At 73.0% G+C, this 26,206-nt stretch carries 18 protein-coding genes; 15 read left to right on the top strand and 3 right to left on the bottom strand.

Annotated elements, in window-relative coordinates:
• Positions 1–311 precede the first annotated feature (311 nt).
• The 8 genes from ACFYZQ_RS29370 to ACFYZQ_RS29335 all read left to right on the top strand — a co-directional run bounded on the left by ACFYZQ_RS29370 (position 312) and on the right by ACFYZQ_RS29335 (position 15,897).
• Positions 312–3,707 (top strand): FHA domain-containing protein, encoded by a 3,396-nt coding sequence (locus ACFYZQ_RS29370; protein ID WP_389153994.1) that lies wholly within the window; start codon positions 312–314, stop codon positions 3,705–3,707.
• A gap of 154 nt (positions 3,708–3,861) precedes the next feature.
• Complete coding sequence (locus ACFYZQ_RS29365) at positions 3,862–5,244, top strand: ABC transporter substrate-binding protein (protein ID WP_389153991.1); 1,383 nt, start codon at positions 3,862–3,864, stop codon at positions 5,242–5,244.
• A gap of 7 nt (positions 5,245–5,251) precedes the next feature.
• The gene (locus ACFYZQ_RS29360; protein ID WP_389153988.1) at positions 5,252–6,595 is read left to right on the top strand and encodes a carbohydrate ABC transporter permease; all 1,344 of its coding nucleotides are present in this window, start codon (positions 5,252–5,254) and stop codon (positions 6,593–6,595) included.
• 91 nt (positions 6,596–6,686) lie between these two features.
• On the top strand, positions 6,687–7,595 hold the full coding sequence (locus ACFYZQ_RS29355; RefSeq protein ID WP_389153985.1) for a carbohydrate ABC transporter permease: 909 nt from the start codon (positions 6,687–6,689) through the stop codon (positions 7,593–7,595).
• A 159-nt stretch (positions 7,596–7,754) separates the two neighbouring features.
• A complete protein-coding gene (locus ACFYZQ_RS29350; RefSeq protein WP_389153982.1) occupies positions 7,755–10,013 on the top strand; it encodes a CDP-glycerol glycerophosphotransferase family protein in 2,259 nt (752 codons plus the stop codon).
• Between the two features lie 171 nt (positions 10,014–10,184).
• Positions 10,185–12,386, top strand: coding sequence for a CDP-glycerol glycerophosphotransferase family protein (locus ACFYZQ_RS29345; RefSeq protein WP_389153979.1), 2,202 nt, complete (start codon positions 10,185–10,187; stop codon positions 12,384–12,386).
• A gap of 5 nt (positions 12,387–12,391) precedes the next feature.
• Positions 12,392–14,626, top strand: coding sequence for a CDP-glycerol glycerophosphotransferase family protein (locus tag ACFYZQ_RS29340; protein ID WP_389153976.1), 2,235 nt, complete (start codon positions 12,392–12,394; stop codon positions 14,624–14,626).
• Positions 14,623–15,897 carry a hypothetical protein gene (locus tag ACFYZQ_RS29335; protein WP_389153974.1) on the top strand — a complete coding sequence of 425 codons (1,275 nt, stop codon included), beginning with the start codon at positions 14,623–14,625 and terminating at the stop codon, positions 15,895–15,897. Before ACFYZQ_RS29340 ends, ACFYZQ_RS29335 begins: the two co-directional genes overlap by 4 nt.
• 22 nt (positions 15,898–15,919) lie before the next feature.
• Here the strand turns inward: ACFYZQ_RS29335 and ACFYZQ_RS29330 are convergent, their stop codons facing one another.
• Positions 15,920–16,333: an organic hydroperoxide resistance protein gene (locus tag ACFYZQ_RS29330; protein WP_389153971.1), complete on the bottom strand. Its 414-nt coding sequence runs from the start codon at positions 16,331–16,333 to the stop codon at positions 15,920–15,922.
• Between the two features lie 124 nt (positions 16,334–16,457).
• On the opposite strand from ACFYZQ_RS29330, the gene ACFYZQ_RS29325 reads away from it, so the two are divergent.
• Positions 16,458–16,946 carry a MarR family winged helix-turn-helix transcriptional regulator gene (locus ACFYZQ_RS29325; RefSeq protein ID WP_389153968.1) on the top strand — a complete coding sequence of 163 codons (489 nt, stop codon included), beginning with the start codon at positions 16,458–16,460 and terminating at the stop codon, positions 16,944–16,946.
• Here the strand turns inward: ACFYZQ_RS29325 and ACFYZQ_RS29320 are convergent.
• A complete protein-coding gene (locus ACFYZQ_RS29320) occupies positions 16,897–18,462 on the bottom strand; it encodes a glycosyltransferase family 39 protein (RefSeq protein ID WP_389153965.1) in 1,566 nt (521 codons plus the stop codon). The two genes, ACFYZQ_RS29325 and ACFYZQ_RS29320, sit on opposite strands and share 50 nt — an antisense overlap.
• 93 nt (positions 18,463–18,555) lie before the next feature.
• Between ACFYZQ_RS29320 and ACFYZQ_RS29315 the strand changes: the two genes are divergently transcribed.
• The 4 genes from ACFYZQ_RS29315 to ACFYZQ_RS29300 all read left to right on the top strand — a co-directional run bounded on the left by ACFYZQ_RS29315 (position 18,556) and on the right by ACFYZQ_RS29300 (position 23,548).
• On the top strand, positions 18,556–19,809 hold the full coding sequence (locus tag ACFYZQ_RS29315) for a glycosyltransferase 87 family protein (protein ID WP_389153962.1): 1,254 nt from the start codon (positions 18,556–18,558) through the stop codon (positions 19,807–19,809).
• A gap of 44 nt (positions 19,810–19,853) precedes the next feature.
• Complete coding sequence (locus tag ACFYZQ_RS29310) at positions 19,854–21,476, top strand: glycosyltransferase (protein ID WP_389154596.1); 1,623 nt, start codon at positions 19,854–19,856, stop codon at positions 21,474–21,476.
• A gap of 62 nt (positions 21,477–21,538) precedes the next feature.
• Positions 21,539–22,531, top strand: a complete 993-nt coding sequence (gene galE, locus ACFYZQ_RS29305; protein ID WP_389153959.1) for a UDP-glucose 4-epimerase GalE — start codon at positions 21,539–21,541, stop codon at positions 22,529–22,531.
• A 57-nt stretch (positions 22,532–22,588) separates the two neighbouring features.
• On the top strand, positions 22,589–23,548 hold the full coding sequence (locus tag ACFYZQ_RS29300; protein WP_389153956.1) for an ADP-ribosylglycohydrolase family protein: 960 nt from the start codon (positions 22,589–22,591) through the stop codon (positions 23,546–23,548).
• A 43-nt stretch (positions 23,549–23,591) separates the two neighbouring features.
• Here ACFYZQ_RS29300 and ACFYZQ_RS29295 read toward each other — a convergent pair whose 3' ends face one another.
• Positions 23,592–24,218: a TetR/AcrR family transcriptional regulator gene (locus ACFYZQ_RS29295; RefSeq protein ID WP_388803805.1), complete on the bottom strand. Its 627-nt coding sequence runs from the start codon at positions 24,216–24,218 to the stop codon at positions 23,592–23,594.
• Positions 24,219–24,409: 191 nt separating this feature from the next.
• On the opposite strand from ACFYZQ_RS29295, the gene ACFYZQ_RS29290 reads away from it, so the two are divergent.
• A complete protein-coding gene (locus ACFYZQ_RS29290; RefSeq protein WP_389153953.1) occupies positions 24,410–25,324 on the top strand; it encodes an ABC transporter permease in 915 nt (304 codons plus the stop codon).
• A gap of 4 nt (positions 25,325–25,328) precedes the next feature.
• Positions 25,329–26,159 (top strand): ABC transporter ATP-binding protein, encoded by an 831-nt coding sequence (locus tag ACFYZQ_RS29285; RefSeq protein ID WP_389154593.1) that lies wholly within the window; start codon positions 25,329–25,331, stop codon positions 26,157–26,159.
• The last annotated feature ends 47 nt before the right edge of the window (positions 26,160–26,206 follow it).

Genomic DNA, 26,206 nt, shown 5'->3' with positions numbered 1-26,206 from the left:
TTGCTTACCTGTTCCGACCCACTGTAGTGCCGCCCCCCAAGGCACTACGTAAGCCTTCCGGTGCACGTTCGAAGGAAAGACGCTCGCCTCGGTCTCCAGGTTGCCGGGCTCGGACGTGACCGATCTCAAGTGATCGCCGGTGCATTACCGGTCAGGCACTTTTCAGGGCAGAGCTGACCAATCAAGATCACTTGACGCCGGGCGAGGGGTGCGTTGTCAGTGGCAGGTGCGAGGATGCTGGCGTACTGGCCGACGTGCTCGTGTGTGGTGGGGGGTTCTCCGCGCCCGCGCAGAAGGGACCGCTGACGGCGATGCAGATCCGGCTGACCGTCGTAGACCCGCTGGCCCCGTCCCCGCAGCGGGGCCGCGCGGCGAGCCGCGACGTGCTGGTCACAGCGCCCGCCGGCACGGCCCTGGCCGTGGTGGCGTCGGGGCTGGCCGCGGCGGTCGCCGGTGAGGGTGGCCGGGAGACCGGAAGCGCCCCGGTCGTGCTGTACGCCGGCGCGGAGCGGCTGGACGCCGGCCGGGCCACCGTCGGCGAGCCCCCGCTGGTCGACGGCGCCGTGCTGTCCCTCGGGGCTCCCGCCGAGCCGGAACCGCACCCCGAGCTCGACGACGCCCCGACCCAGCTGCACGTGGTCGCGGGCCCGGACGCGGGCGGCGTCCATCTGCTGCACGGCGGCCAGGTCACCATCGGCCGCTCCGCCGACGCCGACGTCCCGCTGGACGACCCCGACGTCTCCCGGCTGCACTGCGCGGTCACGGTCGCCGCCGACGGCCGCGTCTCCGTCGCCGATCTGGGCTCCACCAACGGCACGGCGCTGGACGGCGCGCGCGTGGGCGACCAGCCGGTGCGGTTCTCCGCCGGGGCGCTGCTGCGGATCGGCGAGTCGGCGCTGCGGCTGACTCCGTCCGGGGGACCCGGGGCACGGCTGGAGACGACGCCGGACGGAGAGGGGTGCGTCCGGGTCGCCCCCGGGGCCGGGACGGCGCACACGCGCGTGGGCGACACGCTGCTGGAGCGCACGCACCACGCCTACGGCTCGGCGGGCTGGGGCGCCCCCGGCGCCGCACCGGACGCCCGGGGCCACGGGCCCGGGGAGCCGGTCGTGCCGGGACAGGGCGCGGCGCACCGGATCGAGAGCCGGGACGGCGGGGACACGCACGCCGGTCCCTTCGGCGTCGGCGGAGTGGCCGGAGCCTTCGCGGCACGGGTCCCGGCGGACGATCCCACCGCCCAGGACCTCCAGGACCCAGCCGCGGGCGGCCGCAAGGCCACGCCCCTGCGCGGCACCGACATCCCGCAGGGCGTACGCAGACGCGGCGGGCTCGGCGCGTGGGCGCGGCGCCTGACCGGCGGCCGGAGCGAGCCGCCGGCGGCCGGCCCGCTGTGGGCGCGGCGCCTGACCGGCGGCCGGAGCGAGCCGCCGGCGGCCGGCCCGCGGACGTACGAGGAGGAGGGCCCCGAGGGAGCCGTCCCACCGCCGGCCGTTGTCCCCGCGCAGCAGCCGGACACCTGGCCGGACCCGGCGGCACTGCTGCTCACGGCGCTCGGCCCCGGGCCCCGGCTGTGGGAGCGCCGGCCGGGCCACCCGGAGACGCTCACGGTGCGGCTCGGCACCGCCGACCGGGCCGTGCCGGACGGCTCGGGCCTGCTGCCCGCCGTACCGGTGACCGCCGATCTGCGCGAGGCCGGGGCGCTGGGTCTGGCGGGACCCCGCGCGCGGCTGTCCGGGCTGGCGCGGGCGGTGCTGGCCCAGCTGGCCGCGCTGCACTCCCCCGACGTGCTGGAGATCGTGCTGATCAGCCCGGACCGCGGCCGTTCCCTGGAGGAGCGCACCGCCGAGTGGTCCTGGCTCGGCTGGCTGCCCCATGTACGGCCCGGGCACGGCCAGGACTGCCGCCTCCTGCTGGCCTACGACCGGGAGCAGGCGGCGGCCCGCACCGAGGAACTCCTGCGCCGCGTGGACGACCCGGTGACCCGGACGGCGTTCGACCGGCCGCCTCCCGCGAGGCCCACCGAGCCGGACGACCGCCCCCGCCCCTCCTGGGCGCGCGGCGACACCGGCGCGGACGAGAAGGACCCCGGCGTCCCGGGGCCGTACACGGTGGTGGTCGTGGACGGCGACCCCGGGGGCGCCGGCCTGCGCGAGTCGGTGGCGCGGCTGGCCCTGGAGGGACCGCGGGCCGGGGTCCACGTGGTGTGCCTGGCCGAGACGGCACCGGCCTCGCCCGCCTCGCCGGTGACGGAGACGTACGAGGCGGCGTGCGCGGCGGCGCCGACGTTCCGCGCGTGCGGGGCCGTCGCGCTGCTGAGCGGCGATGTCGCCACCGCCCTGCGGCTGGTGCGCGTCGCCCGGACCGACACCCCCACCGCCCCCGCCGGACCGGTGGGGCACGGTACGGTCGCCGCCGTCGACGCGGTCTCCCCGGCCTGGGCGGAGCGGTTCGCGCGGGCGCTGGCGCCGCTCAGGACGGACGGCACCCTCGGTGAGGGGCAGGCGCGCGTGGCGGCACCGCTGCCGCTGTCGGCGCGGCTCCTGGACGAGCTGGGTCTCGCCCGGGCGACCCCGGCCTCACTGATGGCGCGCTGGGCCGACGCCGCCGACGACACGGAGGCGCTCGGCGGGCGGGCCTGGGCGGTGCTCGGCGCCGGGCCGCGCGGGCCGCTCAGCGTCGACCTCGTCGCCGAGGGACCGCATCTGCTGGTCGAGGGACCACCCGGCAGCGGCCGTACGGAGCTGCTTCGCGCGGTGGTCGCCTCGCTGGCCGCGGCGGAGCGCCCCGACCGCCTCGGCGTCGTCCTGATCGACGGCCGGGACGGCGTCGGCACCGGCCCGGCGCACGGCGAGGGCCTGCGGGCGTGCACGGACATACCGCACGTCACCACCCATCTCACGGCCAACGACCCGGTCCGCATGCGGGAGTTCGCCCAGTCCCTGAGCGCCGAGCTGAAGCGGCGGGCCGAGCTGCTCGGGCGGGTCGACTTCACCGAGTGGCACACGCACCGCGAGGTGTCCGGCCGCATCGTCGCGCAGCGCACGCCCGCCGGACGATCCGGCGGCTCCGGGACAGGTGCGTCCGGGACAGCTGCGTCCGGCTCCGGCGGGGCCGGGGACCTCGACTCACCGCCGAGTTCGACCATGCGGCTGCGGCCGGGAGCGGCCTCCCGGCGCCGGACCGAGGCGGCACCGCCGCTGCCCCGGCTGGTGGTGGTCGTGGACGACCTGGACGCGCTGGTCTCCCCCGCGCTCGGCTCACCGGGCCGGCCCGCCGCGGGCTCGGTGATACGCGCGCTGGAGGCGGTGGCCAAGGAAGGCGAGCGGCTCGGCGTCCACCTGGTGGCCGCGACCGGCCCCGGCGGCCGCACGGCGGAGACGGAACCGGCCCGCCGGGCCAGCCTCCGCGTCACGCTCGACGCACCGTCCTCCGGCCCGGACGAGCCGGCGCCGGGGCGCGGGCGCCTGACGCGCGCCGACGGGCAGATAACCCCCTTCCAGGGGGGCCGCGTGACCGGCCGTATACCGCGCACCGCCACCCAGCGCCCCACGGTCGTCCCCCTGGACTGGCACCGCATGGGCGACCCGCCGACCCGCCGACCGGTCCGCGAGCTGGGCAACGGCCCGACGGACCTGGCCCTGCTCGCCAGCGCGGTGGAGCGGGCGGCACGGGAAGTGGCGGCGGCGGAAGTGCCGTCCCTCCTGTAGGCCTCAGGGCGTAGTCGCGGGCGTAATCACGAGCCGGTCACGATCTCCCGGTCGACACGGCAGGCGCTCTTGCAGGCGTCAAGTCACCCGGCGTAGACCGGACGTCACGGGACAGTGCTCATGCGTTCAACGAAGAACGAAGAACGGGGCAGTGATGCGTAGCAAAAGCAACACCATCCGGACAAACAGGGCCGTCGCGACCATCGCCACGCTGCTCGCGGGAGCCCTGGCGCTCACCGCCTGCAGCGGCAGCGACGACAAGAAGGGCGACGGCGGCAGCAGCACCGGTGCCACCGGAAACGGCGCCACCGTCTCCCTCCCGAAGCTGAACGGCGCGAAGCTGGAGATCGCCGCCGTCTGGACGGGTACCGAGCAGAAGAACTTCAAGAAGGTCCTCGCGGAGTTCGAGAAGCGCACGGGCGCCAAGGTCACGTTCGTACCCGCCCAGGACCCGATCATCAACTTCCTCGGTTCCAAGATCGCCGGTGGTCAGCCGCCGGACGTCGCGCTGCTGCCGCAGCCCGGCGCCATCAAGCAGGCCGTGGACAAGAAGTGGGCGAAGCCGCTCGGCGCGGAAGCGGTCAAGGAGCTGCAGAAGAACTACTCGCAGGGCTGGCAGGACATCGGCAAGGTCGACGGCAAGCAGTACGGCGCCTACTACAAGGCCGCCAACAAGTCGCTGGTCTGGTACAACGTCAAGGCGTTCGAGAACGCGGGCGCCAAGGAGCCGAAGACCTGGCAGGACCTGCTGAAGACGGCGCAGGCGGTGTACGACTCCGGTGTCACCCCGTTCTCCGTCGGCGGCGCCGACGGCTGGACCCTCACCGACTGGTTCGAGAACGTGTACCTGTCCCAGGCGGGCCCGGAGAAGTACGACCAGCTCGCCCAGCACAAGATCAAGTGGACCGATCCCTCGGTGAAGCAGGCGCTCACCACGCTCGCGCAGATCTGGGGCAAGAAGGACTACGTCGCGGGCGGCGCGAAGGGCGCCCTGCAGACCGAGTTCCCGGAGTCCGTCACCCAGACGTTCACCGGTGGCGACCAGCCGAAGGCCGCCATGGTCTACGAGGGCGACTTCGCTCAGGTCAACATCGGCGACACCAAGGCCAAGGTGGGCACGGACGCGAAGGTGTTCCCCTTCCCCGCGGTGGGCTCCTCGGCGCCGGTGGTCTCCGGCGGTGACGCGGCCGTCGTCCTGAAGGACTCCAAGGCGGCCCAGGCGCTGGTCACCTTCCTGGCCTCGCCGGACGCGGCGACGATCCAGGCGAAGCTCGGCGGCTATCTGTCCCCGAACAAGAACGTGCCGAACTCGGCGTACCCGAACACGGTGCAGCAGACCATCGCCAAGGCGCTGATCGCCGCCGGTGACGACTTCCGGTTCGACATGTCCGACCAGGCCCCGCAGGCCTTCGGCGGCACCCCCGGCAAGGGCGAGTGGAAGGACCTGCAGGACTTCCTGACGAACCCGAAGGACGTCGCGGGAACCCAGGCGAAGCTGGAGAAGGACGCGGCGGCCGCGTACGGGAACGGGAGCTGATCCGGCCATGGCGTCGGCAGCGGCGGCGGGCGCCCCACCGGGCCCCGCCGCACCGAAGAACCGCAAGAGCGTGACCGGCACCCGCAAAGCCGTGGCAGCCCTCTTCCTGCTGCCCGCCCTGGTGCTGCTCGGCGCGCTCGTGGTCTACCCGATCGGGTACTCGCTCGTCCGCAGCTTCTACAACGCGAACGGTGACGGCTTCGCCGGAATCGACAACTACAAGGCCCTGTTCACCGACGACGGCATCCGCACCGCCCTGAAGAACAACATCATCTGGGTGGTGTTCGCGCCGACGGTCTCCACCGCGCTCGGTCTGATCTTCGCGGTGCTCACCGAACGGGTGCGCTGGGGCACGGCGTTCAAGCTGGTCGTCTTCATGCCGATGGCGATCTCGATGCTGGCGGCGGGGATCATCTTCCGGCTGGTGTACGACCAGGACCCGGACAAGGGCGTCGCCAACGCGGTGTGGGTCGGCGTCCACGACACCTTCGCCCAGTCGTCGGCGTTCCCGAGGGCGCACCCGGGCCGCGAGTCGCCGCTCAAGCCCGACGGCGGCGGTTTCATCACCTCGGCGCCCGTGCACACCGGCCAGGTCGTCACCCTGCCGCTGGTCGGTGTGGCCCCCGACCAGATGCCGGACAGCGCGAAGAAGGCGGTGGCGGCGAAGTCCGAGCCGGGGAAGGTCACCGGCACGACCTGGCAGGACTTCACCCGTGGCAAGGGCGTCGGCAAGCTGGGCGCCCCCGACCCGTCCGAGCTGGGCTATGCGGGCATGCGGATCGAGGCGGTCAAGGAGGGCAAGGTGGTGGCCTCCACGAAGGCCGCCGACGACGGCACGTTCTCCCTGCCCGGGAAGGCGGACGGGGCGCAACTGCGGCTGCCCGCGAGCAACTTCAAGGAGCCGTACAACGGCGTCGACTGGCTCGGCCCGTCACTGGTCACCCCGGCCATCATCGGGTCGTACGTCTGGATGTGGGCGGGCTTCGCGATGGTGCTGATCGCGGCCGGGCTCGCGGGCGTCCCCCGGGAGCTGCTGGAGGCCGCCCGGGTGGACGGGGCCAACGAGTGGCAGGTGTTCCGCAAGGTCACCGTGCCGCTGCTCGCGCCCGTCCTCGCGGTCGTCGTCGTCACCCTCATGATCAACGTGCTGAAGGTGTTCGACCTGGTCTTCATCATCGCGCCGGGCTCCTCCCAGGACGACGCGAACGTGCTGGCCCTGGAGCTGTACCGCAAGGGCTTCGCGGAGAGCCAGCCGGGCATCGCCAGCGCCATCGCGGTGTTCCTGCTGCTGCTGGTGATCCCGGTGATGCTGTTCAACATCCGTCGGTTGCGGCGGGAGGTGCGGCGATGACGACACGCCGGCCGCGCAACTGCCGGGGGTCCGGGGGGCGCCCCCCGGGAAGACACAGCAACATTCGTCGGCTGCGGCGGGAGGTGCGGCGATGACCACGCACGCCGGGAGCATCGGCAAGGTGGCGCCCGCGGAGGGGGTGAAGGCCAGGCAGTCGCCGGGGTCCAGGCTCGTGGAGAAGCTCGGCGGCGGACTGGTCCGGGTCTTCCTCATCGTGGTCGGCCTCTTCTGGCTGGTCCCCACCATCGGTCTGCTCGTCTCCTCGCTGCGCGCACCGGAGGACATGAGCGCCACGGGCTGGTGGCACGTCTTCAGCAAGCCGTCGCAACTCACCTTCGACAGCTACCAGAAGCTGCTGGAGAACAGCGACATCACCAGCTCCCTGTGGAACACCGTCCTGATCACCGTCCCGGCGACCGTCCTGGTCGTGGTCATCGGCTCCCTCGCCGGATACGCCTTCGCGTGGATGGAGTTCCCGGGCCGCGACTGGTGGTTCCTGGGCGTCGTCGGCCTGCTGGTCGTGCCGGTACAGGTGGCGCTGATCCCGATCGCCGAACTGTTCGGCAAGATCGGCCTGTTCGGGACCATCCTCGGGGTGGTGCTGTTCCACGTCGGCTTCGGGCTGCCCTTCGCGGTGTTCCTGCTGCGGAACTTCTTCGCGGAGATCCCCCGCGAGCTGCTGGAGGCGGCCCGCCTGGACGGCGCCGGTGAACTGCGCCTGTTCGCCCGGGTCGTGATGCCGCTCGGCGGGCCGGCCATCGCCAGCCTGGGCATCTTCCAGTTCCTGTGGGTGTGGAACGACATGCTGGTCGCGCTGGTGTTCACGAAGTCGGGCAGCCAGCCGATCACGGTCGCGCTGCAGACACAGGTACGCCAGTTCGGCAACAACATCGACGTCCTGGCACCCGGCGCGTTCATCTCCATGGTGATCCCGCTGGCCGTGTTCTTCGCCTTCCAGCGGCAGTTCGTGACGGGCGTGATGGCGGGCGCGGTGAAGTAGACGCGGCCGCAGCGCTGTTCGCAAGGGGTGGGCCGACACGTGGGCCCACCCCTTCGCATTCGCCCGGATGTCCCCCACATGCCGTACGAACCGTAACCAAATCACTCCATCGGCCGTTCCCGGCCACAACGTCCGCGCCGACCGACCGATGGATGCCCCTTGCCCAGGTTCAGTGTCATTGTCCCCGCGTACAAGGTCCAGGCGTACCTGCCCGAGTGCCTGGACTCGGTGCTCTCGCAGTCGTACCCCGACCTCGAACTGATCGCCGTGGACGACTGCTCACCGGACGCCTGCGGGGAGATCATCGACGAGTACGCGGCCCGGGATCCCCGTGTGCGGGCGGTGCACCTGCCGGAGAACCAGGGCCTCGGCCGCGCCCGCAACGCGGGCATCGCGCAGGCCGGGGGCGACTACCTGGTCTTCCTGGACAGCGACGACACCCTCACCCCGGGCGCGCTGCGGGCGATCGCCGACCGGATCAAGGAGACCGGCGAGCCGGACGTCCTGGTCTACGACTACGCGCGTACGTTCTGGACGGGTGAGGCGGTCCGCAACAACGTCGCGTCCGAGCTGGCCGAGCAGGGCCCGGCGCCCTTCCGCCTGGAGGACCGGCCCGGTCTGCTGAAGGTGCTGATGGTGGCCTGGAACAAGGCGTGCCGACGGGAGTTCGTGGAACGCGCGGGCTTCCGCTTCCCGCCGGGCTACTACGAGGACACCCCCTGGACGTTCCCGGTACTGATGACGGCCGAGTCGATCGCCACGCTCGACCGGGTGTGCGTGCACTACCGGCAACGCCGGCAGGGCAGCATCCTGCGCACCACCAGCCGCAGGCACTTCGACGTCTTCGACCAGTACGACCGGGTGTTCGCCTACGTCGAGGAGCGGCCGGAGCTCGCCCGGTGGCGGCCGGCGCTGTTCCGCCGCATGGCCGACCACTTCGCTGCGGTGTTCACCCGCCGTGACCGGCTGCCGCGCGGCACCCGCGCCGAGTTCCTGCGGCTGGCCCGCGACCGGCTCCGCCGCCACCACGCCCCCGGCGCTCCCGCCCCCCTGCGTGCCCGCCTCGGCCACGCCCTGCTCCGCCTGGGCCTGCACCGCACCTACCGCGCCCTCCGGCTCACGGGGGCCGGGTGCCGTCGCACGGGCAGGCTCGCCGCCAAGCCGGCCCGCATCGTGCGGTCCGCCGCGCTCCGGCTGCACTACCGGATCCAGCTACGCCTCCCGCTGCGCGCCGACCGGGCGGTGTTCGCCGCCCACCACGGCCGTCACGGCGGCGACCCGGGCGCGCTGGAGGCCGCGTTCCGCACGCACGCCCCGCACATCCGCACCGTCTGGATCGCCCGTCCCGAGCAGCACCACACCATCCCGCCGGGCACGCGCCGGGTGCGTCCCGGCAGCGCCGCCCACTGGACGGCGCTGGCCCGCTCCAAGTACCTGGTCAACGACGCCGGTTTCGACCGGCGCATGGTCAAGCGCCGGGGCCAGGTGTTCGTGCAGACCCTGCAGGGCACCCCGCTGGGGCACATGGGCCTCGACCTCCAGGAACGCCCGGCGGCCGCCCGGGACACCGACTTCGCGGAACTCCTCGACGAGGTCGACAAGTGGGACTACGTCCTGTCCGCCAACCGCCACACCACCCTCACCTGGGAGCGTGTCCTCCCCGGCCGCTACACCACCCTGGAGTACGGCCGGCCGCGCAACGACGTCTTCCAACGGGCCACCACCGCGGACGTGACCCGGCTGCGCGAGTCGCTCGGCGTTCCGCACGGGGCGGTGGCGATCCTGTACGTCCCCGCCCACCGCGACTACCGCCGCACCCAGCAGCCCGCCCTCGACCTGGAACGGATCCTGCGCCGGCTGGGCCCGCGCCATGTGATCCTGGCCCGCACCCACCACCGGGACGCCGGCCGGCCGGGTGAGGGCGGCCGGATCATCGACGTCGGTGACCACCCGAGCGTCGAACAGCTCTGCCTCGCCTCGGACGCGCTGCTCACCGACTACGCGTCCATCATGTTCGACTACGCCAACCTGGACCGCCCGATCGTCGTGCACACCGAGGACTGGGAGGCGTACGACGCGGCCCGCGGCACCTACTTCGACCTGCGTGCCTTCCCGCCCGGCGCGGTCGCGCGCAGCGAGGACGAACTGATCGACATCTTCGCCACCGGCCACTGGCGCGGCTCCCGCTCCACCCAGCTGCGCACCGCGTTCCGGGAGCGTTTCTGCCCGCACGACGACGGACGCGCCGCGGAGCGGGTCGTACGGCACGTCGTGCTGGGCGAGTCGGCGGGGCTGCCAGGAGTCGTGCCGCTGGAGGCCCGGCACCCGGTGCCGTCGGCGGCGTCGGGGCTCGCGCGCTCCCCGCTCGCCACCGTGCCGCAACCTTCCGGCTCCCTCCCCGTCACCGATAGCCGCTGAACACCGTTTGCCCTTCCGGGAGTTCCCATGCCCCGCAGCACCTCGCGGCCCACTCCGTCCCGGCCGTCCACCTGGCGGCCGGCCGGGCGGCCCGGCCGCGCCCGTACGGCCTGAGCACCAGGGCGGACCGAGTCGGCCCCAGGGGATCAGGACAACAACAGAAAGAACAGAATGCCCCGCTTCAGCATCATCGTCCCGTCCCATGGGGCCGCCGGCCGGCTGTCCCAGGCGCTGGACTCGGTTCTCGCCCAGTCCTTCGGCGACTTCGAGCTGCTTCCGGTCTGCGACGCGCCTGACGCACCGGCGAGCGGTGTCGCCTCCGGGTACGCCGAGCGGGATCCCCGGGTGGCCCCGGTGCACTCGCCGCCGTCGGACGGGCTGGCGGGGGCGCGCAACGCCGGGATGCGGGCGGCGACCGGTGACTGGCTGCTGTTCCTCGACGGCGACGACATGCTCGTCCCGGGCGCGCTCGCCGAACTCGACGCCCGGCTGCGGGAGACCGGCGACGTCGACGTGCTGTACTTCGAGCACGAGCGGGCGCCCTGGTGGACGGGCGAGCCGGCCAACACGGCCGCCCCGCTGCTGGAGCGGGCCCCGGACGGCGCCTTCTCCCCCGACCAGGCCCCCCGGTTGACCGGCGTGCGGCTTCCCGCCTGGAGCGCGGCCTACCGCGCGGCGTTCGTCGCCGACCACGGACTCACCTTCCCGGCCGGGCATTTCACGGACCTCGGTTTCGGGGGGCTGAGCGCGATCCGGGCGGAGCGTGTGGCGGTGCTGCGCCGGGTGGTCGTACGGCACCGGCTGCGCCGGCAGGGCAACCGGCTCAACGCGCCGGGAGAGCACCAGCTCGACCTGCTCGACCAGGCGGAGCTGGTGCTCGCCCTCGCCGCGGAGGCGGGGCTGTCGCCGGAGCGGTCGGCGGCGCTGTTCGAGCAGGTCGTCGCCACGGTCCTCAAGGCGGTCGCCTATCCGCGGCGGCTGCCCCCGCGGCTGCGCCGCACCTTCTTCCGAAAGGCAGGCCGGCTCTACCGGCGGCACCGCCCCGCCGGCTTCCGGGCGCCGGGCGGCAGCCTGGGGGTGCAGCACCGGCTGCTGGCGGCCGGCGCGTACACGGCGTTCCGCGCGCTGCGCGCCGGCAACCAGCTCGCGGCGCGGGCCGCCCAGCTCGGCCCGCGCCCGCGCATGCTGCGCACCCGGCTGTTCTACCGGCGCCGGCTGCGCCGCCCGATCGACCCGAACCTCGCCGTGTACTGCGCGTACTGGGGCCGCGGATACGCCTGCAGCCCGGCGGCGATCCACGCCAAGGCCCGTCAACTCGCCCCGCACGTCCGTTCGGTGTTCCTGGTGGAGCCGGACGCGGTGGACAGCATGCCGGCGGACGTCGAGCACGCGATCATCGGCAGCCGGAAGTACTGGGACGTGCTCGCCCGCGCCAAGTACCTGATCAACAACGCCAACTTCGCGGACGCCGTCGTCAAACGCCCCGGCAGCGTGCACCTGCAGACCCAGCACGGCACCCCGCTGAAGAAGATGGGCGTCGACCAGTCGACGTATCCCGTGGTGGCGGCCGCGACCGGCAGCTTCGCCAAGCTGCTGGCCCGGGTGGACCGCTGGGACTACAACCTGTCCTCCAACAGCCATTCCACCCAGATGTGGGAACGGGCGTTCCCCAGCTCGTACGAGGCCCTCGAATACGGCTATCCGCGCAATGACGTCTACTACACGGCGACCGCCGACGACGTCGTCCGCGTCCGCCGCGAACTGGGCGTCCCGGAAGGCAAGACGGCGATCCTGTACGCCCCCACGCACCGCGACCACGCCTCCGGTTTCGACGCCCGCCTGGACCTGGAGGCGTTCTGCGAGGCGATCGGTGACGACTACGTCGTGCTGCTGCGCGCCCACTACTTCTACGACCGGGGAGCGGCCCGCGCCGACGGCAGGATCATCGACGTCACGGGCCACCGCTCCTCCGAGGACGTGTGTCTGGCCGCCGACGCCCTGATCACGGACTACTCGTCGATCATGTTCGACTACGCCAACCTGGACCGGCCGATCGTCGTGTACGCGGACGACTGGGACGTCTACCGGGAGGTCCGGGGCGTCTACTTCGACCTCATGGAGGCCCCTCCGGGCCGGGTGGCCGCGACACCCGAGGCACTGGCAGCCCTCTTCCGTGACGGCTCCTACGCGGACGAGCGCGCCGCCGCCCTGCGCGCCGCCTTCCGGGAGCGTTTCTGCCAGTTCGACGACGGACGCGCGGCCGAGCGTGTGGTGCGCCGGGTGCTGCTGGGCGAACCGCCCGAGTCGATCCCGCCCGTGATCCCGCTGGCCGAGCGGATTCCGGCCCCGACGCCCGTCCTCGAGAGGAGCTGACCGAAGTGCCTCGCTTCAGCATCATCGTCCCCGTCTTCAAGGTGCAGGGCTTCCTGCACGAGTGCCTGGACTCGGTGCTCGGCCAGTCCTTCGCGGACTTCGAGGTGATCGCGGTCGACGACCGGTCTCCCGACCGCTGCGGCGCGATCCTCGACGAGTACGCCGACCGCGACTCCCGGGTGCGGGTGCTGCACCTGCCCGAGAACGTCGGCCTCGGCCGGGCCCGGAACGCGGGCCTGGAACAGGCGAGCGGCGACTACGTCCTCTTCCTCGACAGCGACGACCACTACACGCCGGGACTGCTGGAAGCCGTCGCGGCACGTCTCGGGGCGGCCGGGGACCCGGACATCCTGGTCTTCGACCATGTGCGCACCCACTGGTGGGGCCGGGGCGGCCCCAGCGCGACGGCCGAGCTGCTGGCCGCCGCGGGCACGGACGCCTTCAGCATCCGGCAGAGCCCGCAGTATCTGCATCTGTTCCTGGTCGCCTGGAACAAGGCCTTCCGGCGGTCCTTCTTCCTGGAGCACGGTCTGCGGTACGCGCCCGGTCTGTACGAGGACGCGCCGGTCACGTACCGGGCGATGGTGCTGGCGGACCGGATCGTCTGCCTGGACCGCGTGGGGGTGGAGTACCGGCAACGCCGGCAGGGCGCGATCACGAAGACCCCGGGGCGCCGGCACTTCGACATCTTCCAGCAGTACGAGGGCCTGTTCGCGTTCCTGGCGGAGCGTCCGGACCTCGCCTGGGCGCGCCCGCTGCTGTTCGAACGGGCCCTGAACCACATGCTGTTCGTGCTGGCCCAGGAGGACCGCGTCACCCCGGCGGACCGACCGGACTTCTACCGCGCCATCCGCTCCTTCCACCGCCGTCACCTGCCCCCGGGGTTCACCGCGCCGGACGGCGACTCCGGCCTGAAGATGCGGTTGCTGGCGACGGCGCCCTACGTGTCGTACGCGGCGCTGACCGGTCTGGGCAGGCTGGGCAGGGCCGCCGCGAACCAGGGCCGGCGTGCGGCGGGGACGGTCGCGCGGCCCGCCCGGAAGGCGTGGTACGCGGCCCAGTCGAGGCGCCCGCTCGACCCGCACCTGGCCGTCTATTCGGCGCTCCACCACGGGGGAGTGTCCGGAGACCCGGCCGCGATCCACGCCAAGGCCCTTGAGATCGCGCCGCACATCCACGGCGTGTGGGTGGTCAGGGAGGACGCGGTCGCCTCGCTGCCCCCCGGCATCGACCATGTGCCGCCGGGTTCCCGCCGCTACCACCAGGTCATGGCACGGGCGACGTACTGGGTGAACAACGTCAACTGGCCCGGCACGGTCGTCAAGCGGCCCGGCAGCGTCCACATCCACACCCATCTGGGCACGCCGCTGAAGTACATGGCGGCCGATCTGCTGACGAAGCCGGGTGCCCGGCACGGGTTCAACGTGCCGCAGATGCTGCGCCGCGCCGACCGCTGGGACTACAGCCTGGTCGCCAACCGCCACTCCGAACTGGTGTGGGACCGGGCGTATCCGTGCCACTTCACCTCGCTGCGGACCGGGAGCCCGCGCAACGACGTCCTCGTGGCCGCGCCCGACGGGGCGGGGGCGGAATTCCGGTCCCGGCACGGCATCCCGGAGGACCACACGGTAGTGCTCTACGCCCCCACCCGCCGCGACTACCGCCGGGGCGGCCACGTCGACCGGATCGACCTGGCCCGGTTCGCCGCGGACCTCGGGGAGGGGCACACCCTCGTCGTCCGTCTGCATCCGTCGCTGGCGACCGGCCCGGCACGCCGTTTCGGGCTCGCCGAGCTGCACCGGCGCGGGGCGCTGGTCGACGCGACGGACGAACCGCACGTGGAGGAGGTCATGCTCGCCTCCGACGTCCTGGTCACCGACTACTCGTCCCTGATGTTCGACTACGCCAACCTCGACCGGCCGATCGTGGTCCACGCCGACGACTGGGGTGCGTTCGCGGCCTCCCGCGGCGCCTACTTCGACATCACGGCCCAGGCGCCGGGCCATGTCTCCCGCTCCCACCGGGAGCTGGTGTGGCTGTTCGCCTCCGGAGGCTGGCGGGACGAGGAGTCGGCGCGGCTGCGGGCGGAGTTCCGGGCACGTTTCTGCGAGTTCGACGACGGGCGGGCCGCGGAACGGGTGGTGCGGACCCTGCTGCTGGGTGAGTCGATGCCGGAGCCGGCCGCCGCGGTCCGGGTGCCGGAGCCGACCGCCGGTCACGACCAGCTCGCCTCGACATGAGGGCACGCACCTGGGCCGCGGTCCTGGCCGCCGTCTTCGCGCTGCTGCAGTCGGCCAACGTGGACGGCCGCGGAACCCCCGACTCCGAGAACTACGTGTCGTACGCGCTGAGTCTGAGCGGCGAGGACACACGGTCGGCGACCCGCGCCACCATCGACTGGTCGTGTGCGGGCCAGGCTTCCCTCGCGCGCCGCGGTCAGAGTGTGGACGTGGTGCACTTCCACCGGCCGGACCCCGCCCCGCGGGTGCTGGCCGAGTGCCGGGCCGACGAGTGGCGGCGGGTGGAGCGGCGGCTGCGGGCCGGGGAGTCCGTGGGACATGTGGCGCCGTTCATGTCGGCCCGGATGCGGCCGATCTTCGAGGTGCGGCCCGGCTACCCGCTGTTCCTGCTGCCGTTCGTGGTGGTCTTCGGTGTGACCTGGGGTGTGTGGCTGGCGAGTGTGGTCGTCGCGGCGGCAGGCGGGGTCCTCGCGTTCCTGGTGCTGCGCGCCCTGTCCGTGTCCGTGCGGTGGGCGCTGGCCGGCCAGGCCCTGTTCTACGTCCTGCCGTGCGGGGCGACGGCGATGCGCCCGATGACGGAGGGTCTCCTGCTGGCGCTGTCCCTGGCGGCGGTGTGGGGCTGCGCGCTCGCCCTGACCGGCCGGGCGCGGGCCGGGACGGCGTTGACCGCCTGCTCGCTGGTCTCGCTGTTCGCGGTCAAGCACTCACAGGCGCTGTTCCTCGGGCTGTGCCTGGCCGGTGCGGGTGCGGTGGTGGCCGTACGGCGCCGGTGCCGCGGCGGGCCCCCGGGGCGCGGGGTAGTGGCGGTCACGGCGGTGGGCTGTTGTGCCGCGCTGGGGACGGTGCTGCTGGCGCGGTTGCTCGGTTACCCGTCCGAGTCGATGAGCGTGCAGGATCTGCTGACCGGCCACTTCGCCCGTCCGGACCGCGTCCACCCGTGGGCTGAGCTGCTGCAGCTGGAGGGGAACTTCTGGCTGGAGTGGACGCGTCGGCAGTTGAGGGAGCCGCTGTTCGCGGCGGCGCTCGCGGCCGGGGCGTGGGGTGCGGTGCGCCGGCCCGCGTTCGGCTGCTTCCTGCTGGGGGCGGCGTTCACGGGCGTCCTCACCCAGGCCGCGCACCCCGACATCTCCATCGGGGGCGACCGGCTGATCGTGCTGGCCTGGCTGCTTCCGGTGGTCGGCGTGCCGCTTCTGCTGGAACGCCCCGGCCGGCGTCCGCTGCCGGTGCCCGCGCAGGGACACGCCGGCCGGGAGGTTCACTCGGCGAAGTGAGGAAGGCCGAGGGAAACGTCGGTCACTCGATGACGAGGTCGACCTCGATGTTGCCGCGGGTGGCGTTGGAGTAGGGGCACACCTGGTGGGCGGTCTCGACCAGCTTGCGGCCGGTCGCCTCGTCCACGGTGTCGGGCAGTTCCACCCGCAGCGTCACCTTCAGGCCGAAGCCCTCGCCCTGCTTGCCTATGCCGACCTCGGCGGTCACCGCGGCGTCGCTGACGTCCACCTTCGCCTGGCGGCCGACGAGGCCCAGGGCGCTGCCGAAGCAGGCGGCGTAGCCGGCGGCGAAGAGCTGCTCCGGGTTGGTGCCCTGGCCGTCGCCGCCCAGCTCCACCGGCGGCGCCAGCTTCACGTCGATCTTGCCGTCGTTGGTGAAGGCACGGCCGTCACGGCCGTGGGTGGCGGTGGCGACGGCGGTGTAGAGCGCGTCCATGGATGACCATCCCTCTCGAAACGTCATGTCCCGGCGGTCCTTCGGTGGCCGCCGCACGACCACAAGTAGAGCACACAATTCAGTTGTGCACAACTAAATCATTCGCCAGCGCTATCCTGGAACCATGACCGCCACTTCGTCCCCCTCCCCGATCGCCGAGGCCGACTGGCTCCGCCTGGACCGCCAGATCTGCTTCTCCCTGCACGCCGCGTCCCGCGCCTTCAACGGCGTCTACCGCCTGATCCTCAAGGACCTCGGCCTCACCTACCCGCAGTACCTGGTGATGCTGGTCCTGTGGGAGCACGGGGACCAGCCGGTCAAGAAGCTGGGCGAACACCTGCGTCTGGACTCCGGCACGCTCTCGCCGCTGGTCAAGCGCCTGGAGGGGGCCGGGCTGGTCCGCCGGGAGCGCAGCGCGCGCGACGAGCGCTCGGTGGAGGTGCGGCTGACCGAGGAGGGCACCGCGCTGCGTGAGCGGGCCCTTCAGGTGCCGCGCCGTATCGTCGAGGTGACCGGCCTGGACCTCGACGAGATCGGTGAGCTGCGCGCCCGCCTCGACCGGCTCACGAGCGCACTGGACGCTGCCGCACTGGACATGCCCGAGCGCCTGTAGCGAGGGAGCCGCGGACATAGAGCCGCATGATCACCCCGTCGCGTGCGGACTCCTCCCGCAGCACGAAACGGTCCTGTACGACGGTCAGTTTGGCCCGGTCGGTGGGGTCGGGGGGATAGCGGGTTCCGCCGGCGGTGCGCCGGTCGGCGATGACCCAGACCCGGTCGAGGCCGGCCAGTCTGCGACGCAGCAGCCCCGGGCCCACCTCGCGCCCGTACAGGGTGCCGGACGCGGGCGCGCCGGCCGCCAGGGCCACGTCCCGGGTGCCGCGGAACCCGGCCGGGTACGCCAGCGCCGCGCTCCGCGCCTGCGACGGGAGGAACAGCACCGGGTCGCCGGGGCGCAGTGCGCGGGCGGCGTCCGAGGACATCGCGGCGAGGTTGTCGGGGCGGTGCTCCGGCAAGCGGTCCTGGCGGAGCACCGGGAGCTGGTGGACGAAGGCGAGGGCCACGGCCAGGGCACCGGTGAGGGCGAGGAGGGGAAGGCGGGCCCGCAGGAGCTCCGGCCCGCCGGCTCGGGTCAGCAGGCAGGCCACCCGGTCGGCCCCGGCCGCCACCAGCAGCGGCGCCCCCGCGAGCGCGTACAGCACGTACCGGGGGACGTACAGCGGGGTGAGGAGCGAGGCCAGCATGAGGACCCCGGGCGGCACCACCGCCAGCGGCAGCGCGACGCCCGCGCACGTCAGCTCCCCGCGTCCGCCCACGAGCCGGGTCAGCCCGAGGGCGGCCAGCACCAGGCAGGTCCAGTACACGCCGTCGGTCGGTCCCGCGAACTGCCGCAGCAGCTCCCACGCGGTGTCCGCCGTCGGCTCCCGCACCCAGGCGACCTGCGCCGACTGGGCGTGCGAGACCACCACCATCGGTAGCAGCGCGACCACCACGGCCGCGGCCGCGCAGCCCCATCCGCGCCACACCCTCCTCGGCACCCGGGCCAGGGCGAGCGTCGAGGCGTGGGCGAGCAGGAGCAGGACCGCGAGTTCGTGCAGCCAGCAGGTGATGCCGAGGACCGTGCCGTACGCCCACCAGGACCGGCCGCCGGCCGGCACCGCGCGCACGAGGAGCAGGGTGGCCCCGGCCGCTCCGGCCGCGACCATGGCGTAGGAGCGGCCCTCCTGCGCGTAGTGGCCGACCATCGGCGTGACCGCGTAGAGCAGCCCGGCCCACAGCCCGGCGCGGGGCCCGGCCAGCCGGCTGCCGAGTGCGGCGACGAGCCCCGTGGCCAGCACCGCCGCGCACACCGACGGCAGCCGGAGCAGGACCTCGCCGGGGTGGGGGGCGAGGACGGCGTGCATGAAGAGGTAGTAGAGGCCGTGCACCGCGTCGACCCCGTGCAGCAGGCGCCAGATCTGCGGCACCGTGCGCCGCGCCACCTGGAAGGTGACCGCCTCGTCGCGCCACATGCCGCCGCGGTCGATCCCCCACAGCCCGACCACGAGCATCACGGTCGCGGGGACGGCCACCGCCGCGCCACGGCGGACACGACTCGACTCCGGGTCGACCAGGGAACGGATGCTCACCACAGCCCGATCTTTTGCGATTAGCAAACGTTTGGTGTGTATTGACGGCGTATCAGCATGAATACACCATCCGCGCGGCTTACCCTCCCTGGGATGAACCGCCGTGTGCTCTCCCTCGCCGTCGCCTGGCCGGTGACCCGCGCCACCATGCTGTGGCTGCTCGTCCACGACTCCGTCCCCCTGTTGGGCCGGGGCTCCGTCGCGCGTGAGGTGTGGCGGCTGTACTTCCACTGGTTCGGCGTCCTGTCGCGCGGCGCCTTCCCGGCGCACGACACGCTGTGGCAGTACCCGCCGGGCGCCGGCGCGGTGCTGCTGGCGCCGGGGCTGCTGCCCGGGCTGACGTACTTCCAGGCGTTCGTCGTGCTCACGCTCGCCGCCGACGCGCTGATCGCGCTGGCGCTGGTCCGCGCGGGCACCCGGCCGGGCCGCAGCCTGCGAGGGGCCGCGCTGTGGGTCGGCGCCCTGCCGCTGCTGCTGCACCTCCCACTCGCCCGCTACGACGTGCAGGTCACGGCGTTCGCCGTCATCGCCCTGTTGACGTTGCCGCGCTCCCCGCGCGCGGGCGGGGTGTTCGCGGTGCTGGGCGGGCTGGTGAAGGTGTGGCCGGCGCTGGTGCTGCTCGGGGTGGAGAGGGGGCGTGCGACCCGGTCGGCGTGGACATGGGCGGCGGGAGCGGGGGTGCTCGCCTTCGGGATCCTCGCCGGACTGTTCGACAACCCCCTGGCGTTTCTGCGTCAGCAGGGGGGCCGCGGGATCCAGATCGAGTCCCTCGGCGGTACGGCGCTCAGCCTGGCCACCCACGCGGGCTGGAGCGGCAGGTCCCGCTACCGGTACGGCGCGGTCGAGCTCGTCGGCCCGCACGTCTCCGCCGTCGCCACCGCCTGCCTCGCGCTCACCGCGATCGCCTTCGGGCTCCTGGTGCTGTGGCGCGTACGGGCCCGGCGCTGGACCGAGTCGACGCCGTACGACACCGCGCTGTGCGCCGTGCTGCTGTTCACCGTCACCAGCCGGGTCATCAGTCCGCAGTACATGGTCTGGCTGCTCGGCCTGGCCGCCGTCTGCCTGACCTCCCGGCACACCGTGCAGCGTCCGGTGGCCGCGCTGGTGGTGGCGGCGAGCGCGGTCAGCGCCGTGGCCTATCCCGCGCTCTACCGGGAGGTCGTGGGCTGCACCTGGACGGGATGCGCGCTGATGCTCCTGCGCAACGGACTCCTCGCGGCCGCCGCCGCACTGTCCCTCGTCCGGCTGTGGCGCTCCACACGGCTCCCGGCGGCGGACGCCGCGCCCGTGACCGGACCCCGCCCCGCCTCCGCCCGCCTTCCCCATCGAGCACCGGTCCCCCATTAGCGAATGACCGGTCATCATTCGTACGATTCCGTTATATGACCGCTATGCACGGTATGCGCGCTATGCACCAGGGTGCCCCTCAGTCTCCGCACGTCGGTGTGGTCGTCATCGGGTACAACGACGCCGCCCATGTGAGGGACGCGGTGCGTTCCGCGCTGGCTCAGGGGCCGGCCGTCCAGCAGGTCCTGGCCGTCGACGACTGCTCGACGGACGGCAGCGTGGCGGCCCTTGACCGGCTGGCCGCCGAGGAGCCGCGGCTGAAGGTGCTGCGCCGCCCGGTCAACAGCGGCGGGTGCGGCAGCCCGCGCAACATGGGGCTGGACGCGGTGACGGCGCCGTACGTGATGTTCCTCGACAGCGACGACGTGCTGCCGCCCGGCGCGGTGGACGCACTGCTCACGGCGGCGACGGCAGCCCGCGCGGAGGTCGCGTCCGGACTGTGCGTGCGCCGGGAGCTGCCCTCGGGGCTCGAACAGCCGTGGCAGGCGCCGCTGTACCAGGCGCACGCCGTCCTTGCGCACCCCGCCCGGCTCCCCCGCCTGGTCCACGACACCCTCTGCGTCAACAAGCTCTACCGCACCGGTTTCCTGCGGGAGCAGGGCATCCGTTTCCCCGAGGGGCGCTTCCTCTACGAGGACTTCGTCTTCACCGCGCGCGTGCTCGCCGCCGGACCGCGCATCGCCCTGGTGCCGGATCCGGTGTACGTCTGGCACGTGCGCCGCTCGGCCGGCCGGCTGTCGCTCTCCCTCGACCGGGCCGGCATCGACAACTGGCGGGCACGGACGCGGGCGTGCGCCCTGGTGTACGACATCCTGCTGGAAGCGGGGCAGAAGGCGCTGGCCCGGGCGGCCCGCGCCAAGTTCCTCGACCACGAGCTGCGCATGTACGTACGCGAGCTTCCGGACCGGGACGCGCAGTACCGGCGGGCGTGGTGGGCGCACACGCGCGCGTACCTCGCCGCGTACGACGCAGCCGACTGGGAGCTCAACCCGACGGCACCCGGTCGGCTGATCGCACGAGTCGTCTTGGAGTCCCCAGAACCCCGTGACCTGCCCCGCCTCAGGGAGCTCGCCGCCCGCCCGGCCCGGCTGCTCCCGCCCTACGCCCGCACCCCGGACGGCACCCCGGTCTGGGCCGGCGACATCCCGCAGGTCACCCTCACCCCCTTCCTCACCCGCCCGCTCCCGTCGCTGCCGCTCGCCGTCGACGCGGAACTGCGCCCCCGCGCGGGGGCCACGAGCCTGCGGCTGCGGCTGCACGACCTGTACGGCCGGGTGGCGCGCGCCGGGCCGCAGGCGGTGGACGTGGAGTGGCGGCGACGGGAGGGCGGGCACCCGGACCGGCACCGTACGTCCGTGCTCACGCCGGCCGGTGACGGCGTCTCCTGGACCGCGGAGGCGTCCGTCGATCCGGGCGCGCTCGGCGCGGGCACGTGGGACCTGCGGCTGCGCGTGCGCTTCGCCGACGGCGCGCAGCGCGAGGTGACGGCGCACGCTGTCGCGGGCGCCGGTCTGCTGCGCCCACGCGCCCTCCCAAGCGTCCGGCACGGCGTGCTGCTGGTACGGCCGTACGCCACACGCTCCGGCGCGCTGGCACTGCGCGTGGCCACGGGGGCACGAGGAGTCGGCAAGCTTGTCCGCGGACGACTGCACCGCCTGCTTCACTGAGAGCCGGCGCCGGCAGCCGACCGACGCACCACCGCGGCCACGGAACGAGGAGACGACCTCACATGACCTGGTTGATCACCGGCGGCGCCGGCTACATCGGGGCGCACGTCGTGCGGGCGATGGCCGAGGCGGGGGAACGGGCCGTCGTGTACGACGACCTGTCCACCGGCATCGCCGACCGCGTCCCGCACGGGGTGCCGCTGGTGGTGGGCTCCACGCTGGACGCCGGCCTGCTGGCGCGCACGCTCGCCGAGCACTCCGTCACCGGGGTCGTCCATCTCGCGGCCAAGAAGCAGGTGGGCGAGTCGGTGGACCGCCCGCTGCACTACTACCGGGAGAACGTGGAGGGCCTGCGCGTCCTGCTGGAGGCGGTGACGGCGGCGGGTGTCCTGTCCTTCGTGTTCTCCTCCTCGGCGGCCGTCTACGGCGCGCCGGACACCTCGGGCCCCGGGGACCTGGTGACGGAGGAGACGCCGTGCGCGCCCATGTCCCCGTACGGCGAGACCAAGCTGGCCGGCGAGTGGCTGGTGCGGGCGACCGGCCGGGCCACGGGGCTGTCCACGGCGTCGCTGCGCTACTTCAACGTGGCGGGCGCGGCCGCCCCCGAGCTGGCGGACACGGGCGCCTTCAACCTCATCCCCATGGTCTTCGAGAAGCTCACGGAGAACACCTCGCCGCGGATCTTCGGCGACGACTACCCGACCCCGGACGGCACCTGCGTCCGCGACTACATCCACGTGGTGGACCTGGCCGAGGCGCACGTGGCCACCGCCCGTGCCCTGCAGTCCTCCCCGGGCGCCCACCTGACCTTCAACATCGGCCGCGGGGAGGGCGTCTCGGTGCGCGAGATGATCGACCGCATCAACGCGATCACCGGCTACGACCACCCCCCGACGATCGCCCCGCGCCGCCCCGGCGACCCCGCCCGCGTGGTCGCCTCCGCCGACCGCATCGCCGCGGAACTCGGCTGGCAGGCCAAGCACGACGTCGAGGACATGATCACCTCGGCCTGGGAGGGCTGGGTACACCTGCATCCGCGGGCGGCGCGTTCCTGATCCGCAGGTCGGCACGTTCCTGAGCCCGGGGCGGCCGGGCGCCCTTACGCTGCCCGGGTGACCGATCCACACCGCGTCGAGCGCGCCGTCGGCTCCGTCGTCGGCTCCGCCGTCGGCGACGCCCTGGGCGCACCCTTCGAGTTCGGACCCGAGGGCGCCTTCTCGGCACGCTTCCCGCGGTCCGGGCAGGGCGGCGAGATGTGCGGGGGCGGCGGCTGGGATCCCGGCGAGGCGACCGACGACACGCAGATGGCCGTGCTGACCGCCGAGTCGCTGCTGGAGCGGGGCGGACTGGATCCGCCGGACGTGTTCCGGCGGTTCCGGCGGTGGGCCGCCGCCGACCCAAAGGACATCGGACTGCAGACCGAGGCGGTGCTCGGCAGCGGCGATCCGTGGGATCTCGCGGCGGCGCTGCATTTCCAGAGCAGTCAGCGGGCCGCCGGGAACGGGGCGTTGATGCGGGCGGCGCCCTCCGCCGTGCGCTTCGCCACCCTGGGGCGGCAGGCGACGATGGACGCCGCCCGCCGTCTGTCCGCGCTCACCCACGGGGATCGCGCGGCCTGGGAGGGCACGGCCGTCTTCCACGATCTGGTGCGGGCCGCCGTGGACGGGGGCGACCCCCTCGCCGCCGTGCCGGAGACGTTGCGGGCGGTCCATCCCGACCACCGGGAGCGGTACGCGGTCGTCCTCGCGCCCGACTGGCACCCGGATCTCGCCACCGAGTTCAACGGGGCGGTCTGGCCCTGTCTGGGCTCCGCCGTCTGGGCGCTGCGTACGACCTCCTCGTACGAGGAGGCGGTACGCGCGGCCGTCGACCTGGGCGGCGACACGGACACCGTCGCGGCGGTCACCGGTGGGCTGGCCGGGGCCGTGTACGGCATCAGGGCGGTGCCGGCGCGGTGGACCGAGGCGCTGCACGTGCCGCTGCCCGGGTTCGGGCGGGTGCTGCGTGCGGCGGAGCTGGCCCGGCTGGCCGGCGGACTGCTCGAGGCCGCCGATGCGGAGGCGGGCGGGTGAGCCCCGGGGGCCGGGCACGGCAGCGGTGCCGTACCCGAACGACTCAGAGCGCCTTGAGGGCCGCGGTGGTCGCCTTGGCCAGGGCGGACAGGTAGTCCTTGGGCAGCTTCGGGCTGCGGATCACCACCGAGCGCCAGTACAGGGGGCCGGAGATCAGGTCGAGGGCCAGTTCGTCGTCGGCGGCCACGCGGAGTTCGCCGCGCTGTCCGGCCGCCGCGATGATCTTGCTGGCGACGCCCTCCTGGCCGTCCCGCAGGGCCTTCTGCATGGCCTCGGCGATCTCGGGGTTGCGGGCCGCCTCGGCCTGGAGGTCGGGGATGATCTGCGAGGCGACCGGGTGGCGCAGCGCGCGGGAGGTCAGCTCGTACAGCAGTCGCAGGTCGCCCTCCAGGGAGCCGGTGTCCGGCACGGGCAGGCCCATCACGGCGAGCGCCGAGACGACGTCGAGGACGAGGTGCAGCTTGGAGCGCCAGCGCCGGTAGACGGCGGTCTTGCCGACCCCGGCGCGGCGCGCGATGCCCTCGATGGACATGCGCGCGTAGCCGCTCGCCGCGAGTTCCTCGAAGACAGCCGCCCGGATCGCCTCGGTCACGTCCTCCCGCAGTACGGCCGCCCCGGCAGGGGTCCTGCGGCGCGGACGCGTCTGGGGCTCGTCGGCGTTCGTCGTCATGCGTCCAGCATAGGCCGTTGCGACGAAACGGTTGCGTTGCGACGTCGATTGGCCCTACTCTCACGTTGCGACGATACGGTCCCGTCCCGACGTAAGAAAACGTGAAGAGAAGCGTAAGGAAACGCCGGGCGACGCGGCCCCGGCGGCAGCCCGCACGCACCCCCCTCTCCCCCCGAGTGAAAGCAGCGGATGTGAGCCAGGTTCTCCACACACCGCCCCCGACCGAGGTCCCGGCCGACGACGACCTCGCGGCCCTGGCCGCACGGCACGGCCTCACGGTCAGCGGCGCCCGCCCCTCCCTGCCCGAGTACGTCCGCCAGCTCTGGGCACGGCGGCACTTCATCAGTGCCTTCGCCACCGCCAAGCTCACCGCCCAGTACAGCCAGGCGAAGCTCGGCCAGGTCTGGCAGGTCATGACCCCGCTGCTCAACGCGGCGGTCTACTACTTCATCTTCGGTGTACTGCTGGGCACCAAGCACGGCGTTCCGGACTACATCCCGTTCCTGGTCACGGGCGTGTTCATCTGGACGTTCACCCAGAGCTCGATCATGGCGGGCACCCGGGCCATCTCCGGCAACCTCGGCCTCGTCCGGGCGCTGCACTTCCCGCGGGCCGCGCTGCCGATCTCCTTCTGCCTCCAGCAGCTCCAGCAGCTGCTGTTCTCGATGGCCGCACTGGTCGTCATCCTGCTCTGCTTCGGCGTCCCGGTCTCCGCCTCCTGGCTGCTCGCGGTCCCGGCACTGGTCCTGCAGTTCACGTTCAACGCGGGCATGTCGATGATCATGGCCCGGATGGGTGCGAAGACCCCGGACATCGCACAGCTGATGCCGTTCGTGCTGCGCACCTGGATGTACGTCTCCGGCGTGATGTGGAGCATCGACAAGCTCACCAAGAAGGACCACCTGCCGCACATCGTGACGGTCGCCCTGGAGACCAACCCGGCCGCCGTCTACATCGACCTGATGCGCTACGCGCTGATCGACAGCTTCCACTCCAGCCAGCTCCCCCCGCACGTGTGGCCGGCTGCGGCCGGCTGGGCCCTGCTCGCCGGGGTCGGCGGCTTCATCTACTTCTGGAAGGCTGAGGAGACGTACGGCCGTGGCTGACACCATGAACGACACCCCCATCCCCACCGTCGTCGCCGACGGCGTCGACATCGTCTACCGGGTCAACGGCACCGGCGCCGGACGCGGCACCGCCACCGCCGCCCTCAACCGCATGCTGCGCCGCAAGCAGGCCGAGAAGGCGGCGGGCGTGCGCACGGTGCACGCGGTCAAGAAGGTCTCGTTCGTCGCCTACAAGGGTGAGGCGATCGGGCTCATCGGCACCAACGGCTCCGGCAAGTCGACCCTGCTGAAGGCGGTGGCCGGTCTGCTTCCGGTGGAGAACGGCCAGATCTACACCAACGGCCAGCCGTCCCTGCTCGGCGTCAACGCGGCCCTGATGAGCGACCTGACCGGAGAGCGCAACGTCTACCTCGGCGGCCTCGCCATGGGCATGTCCCGTGAGGAGATCAAGGAGCGCTACGAGGACATCGTCGAGTTCTCCGGCATCAACGAGAAGGGCGACTTCATCACCCTCCCGATGCGCACCTACTCCTCCGGCATGGCCGCCCGCCTGCGCTTCTCCATCGCCGCCGCCAAGGATCACGACGTCCTGCTGATCGACGAGGCACTGGCCACCGGCGACCGCTCCTTCCAGAAGCGTTCCGAGGAACGCATCCGTGAGCTGCGCCAGCACGCGGGCACGGTGTTCCTGGTCAGCCACAACAACAAGTCGATCCGCGACACCTGCGAGCGGGTGCTGTGGCTGGAGCGCGGCGAACTGCGCATGGACGGGCCGACGGAGGAGGTCATGGCGGAGTACGAGGCCTTCACCGGCGACAAGGGGCCGAAGGCCGCGCCGAAGAAGCCGGAGCCGACGGCCCTGCAGACCGCCTGACCCGACTCCCCCGGTCGGCGCAACAGGCCCCGCGCCTTTCATCCCGT

This window comes from Streptomyces sp. NPDC001843, from assembly GCF_042891955.1.
In the GTDB taxonomy this organism is placed as follows: Bacteria; Actinomycetota; Actinomycetes; order Streptomycetales; family Streptomycetaceae; genus Streptomyces.
This window is presented reverse-complemented; position numbering and strand designations above follow the sequence as displayed.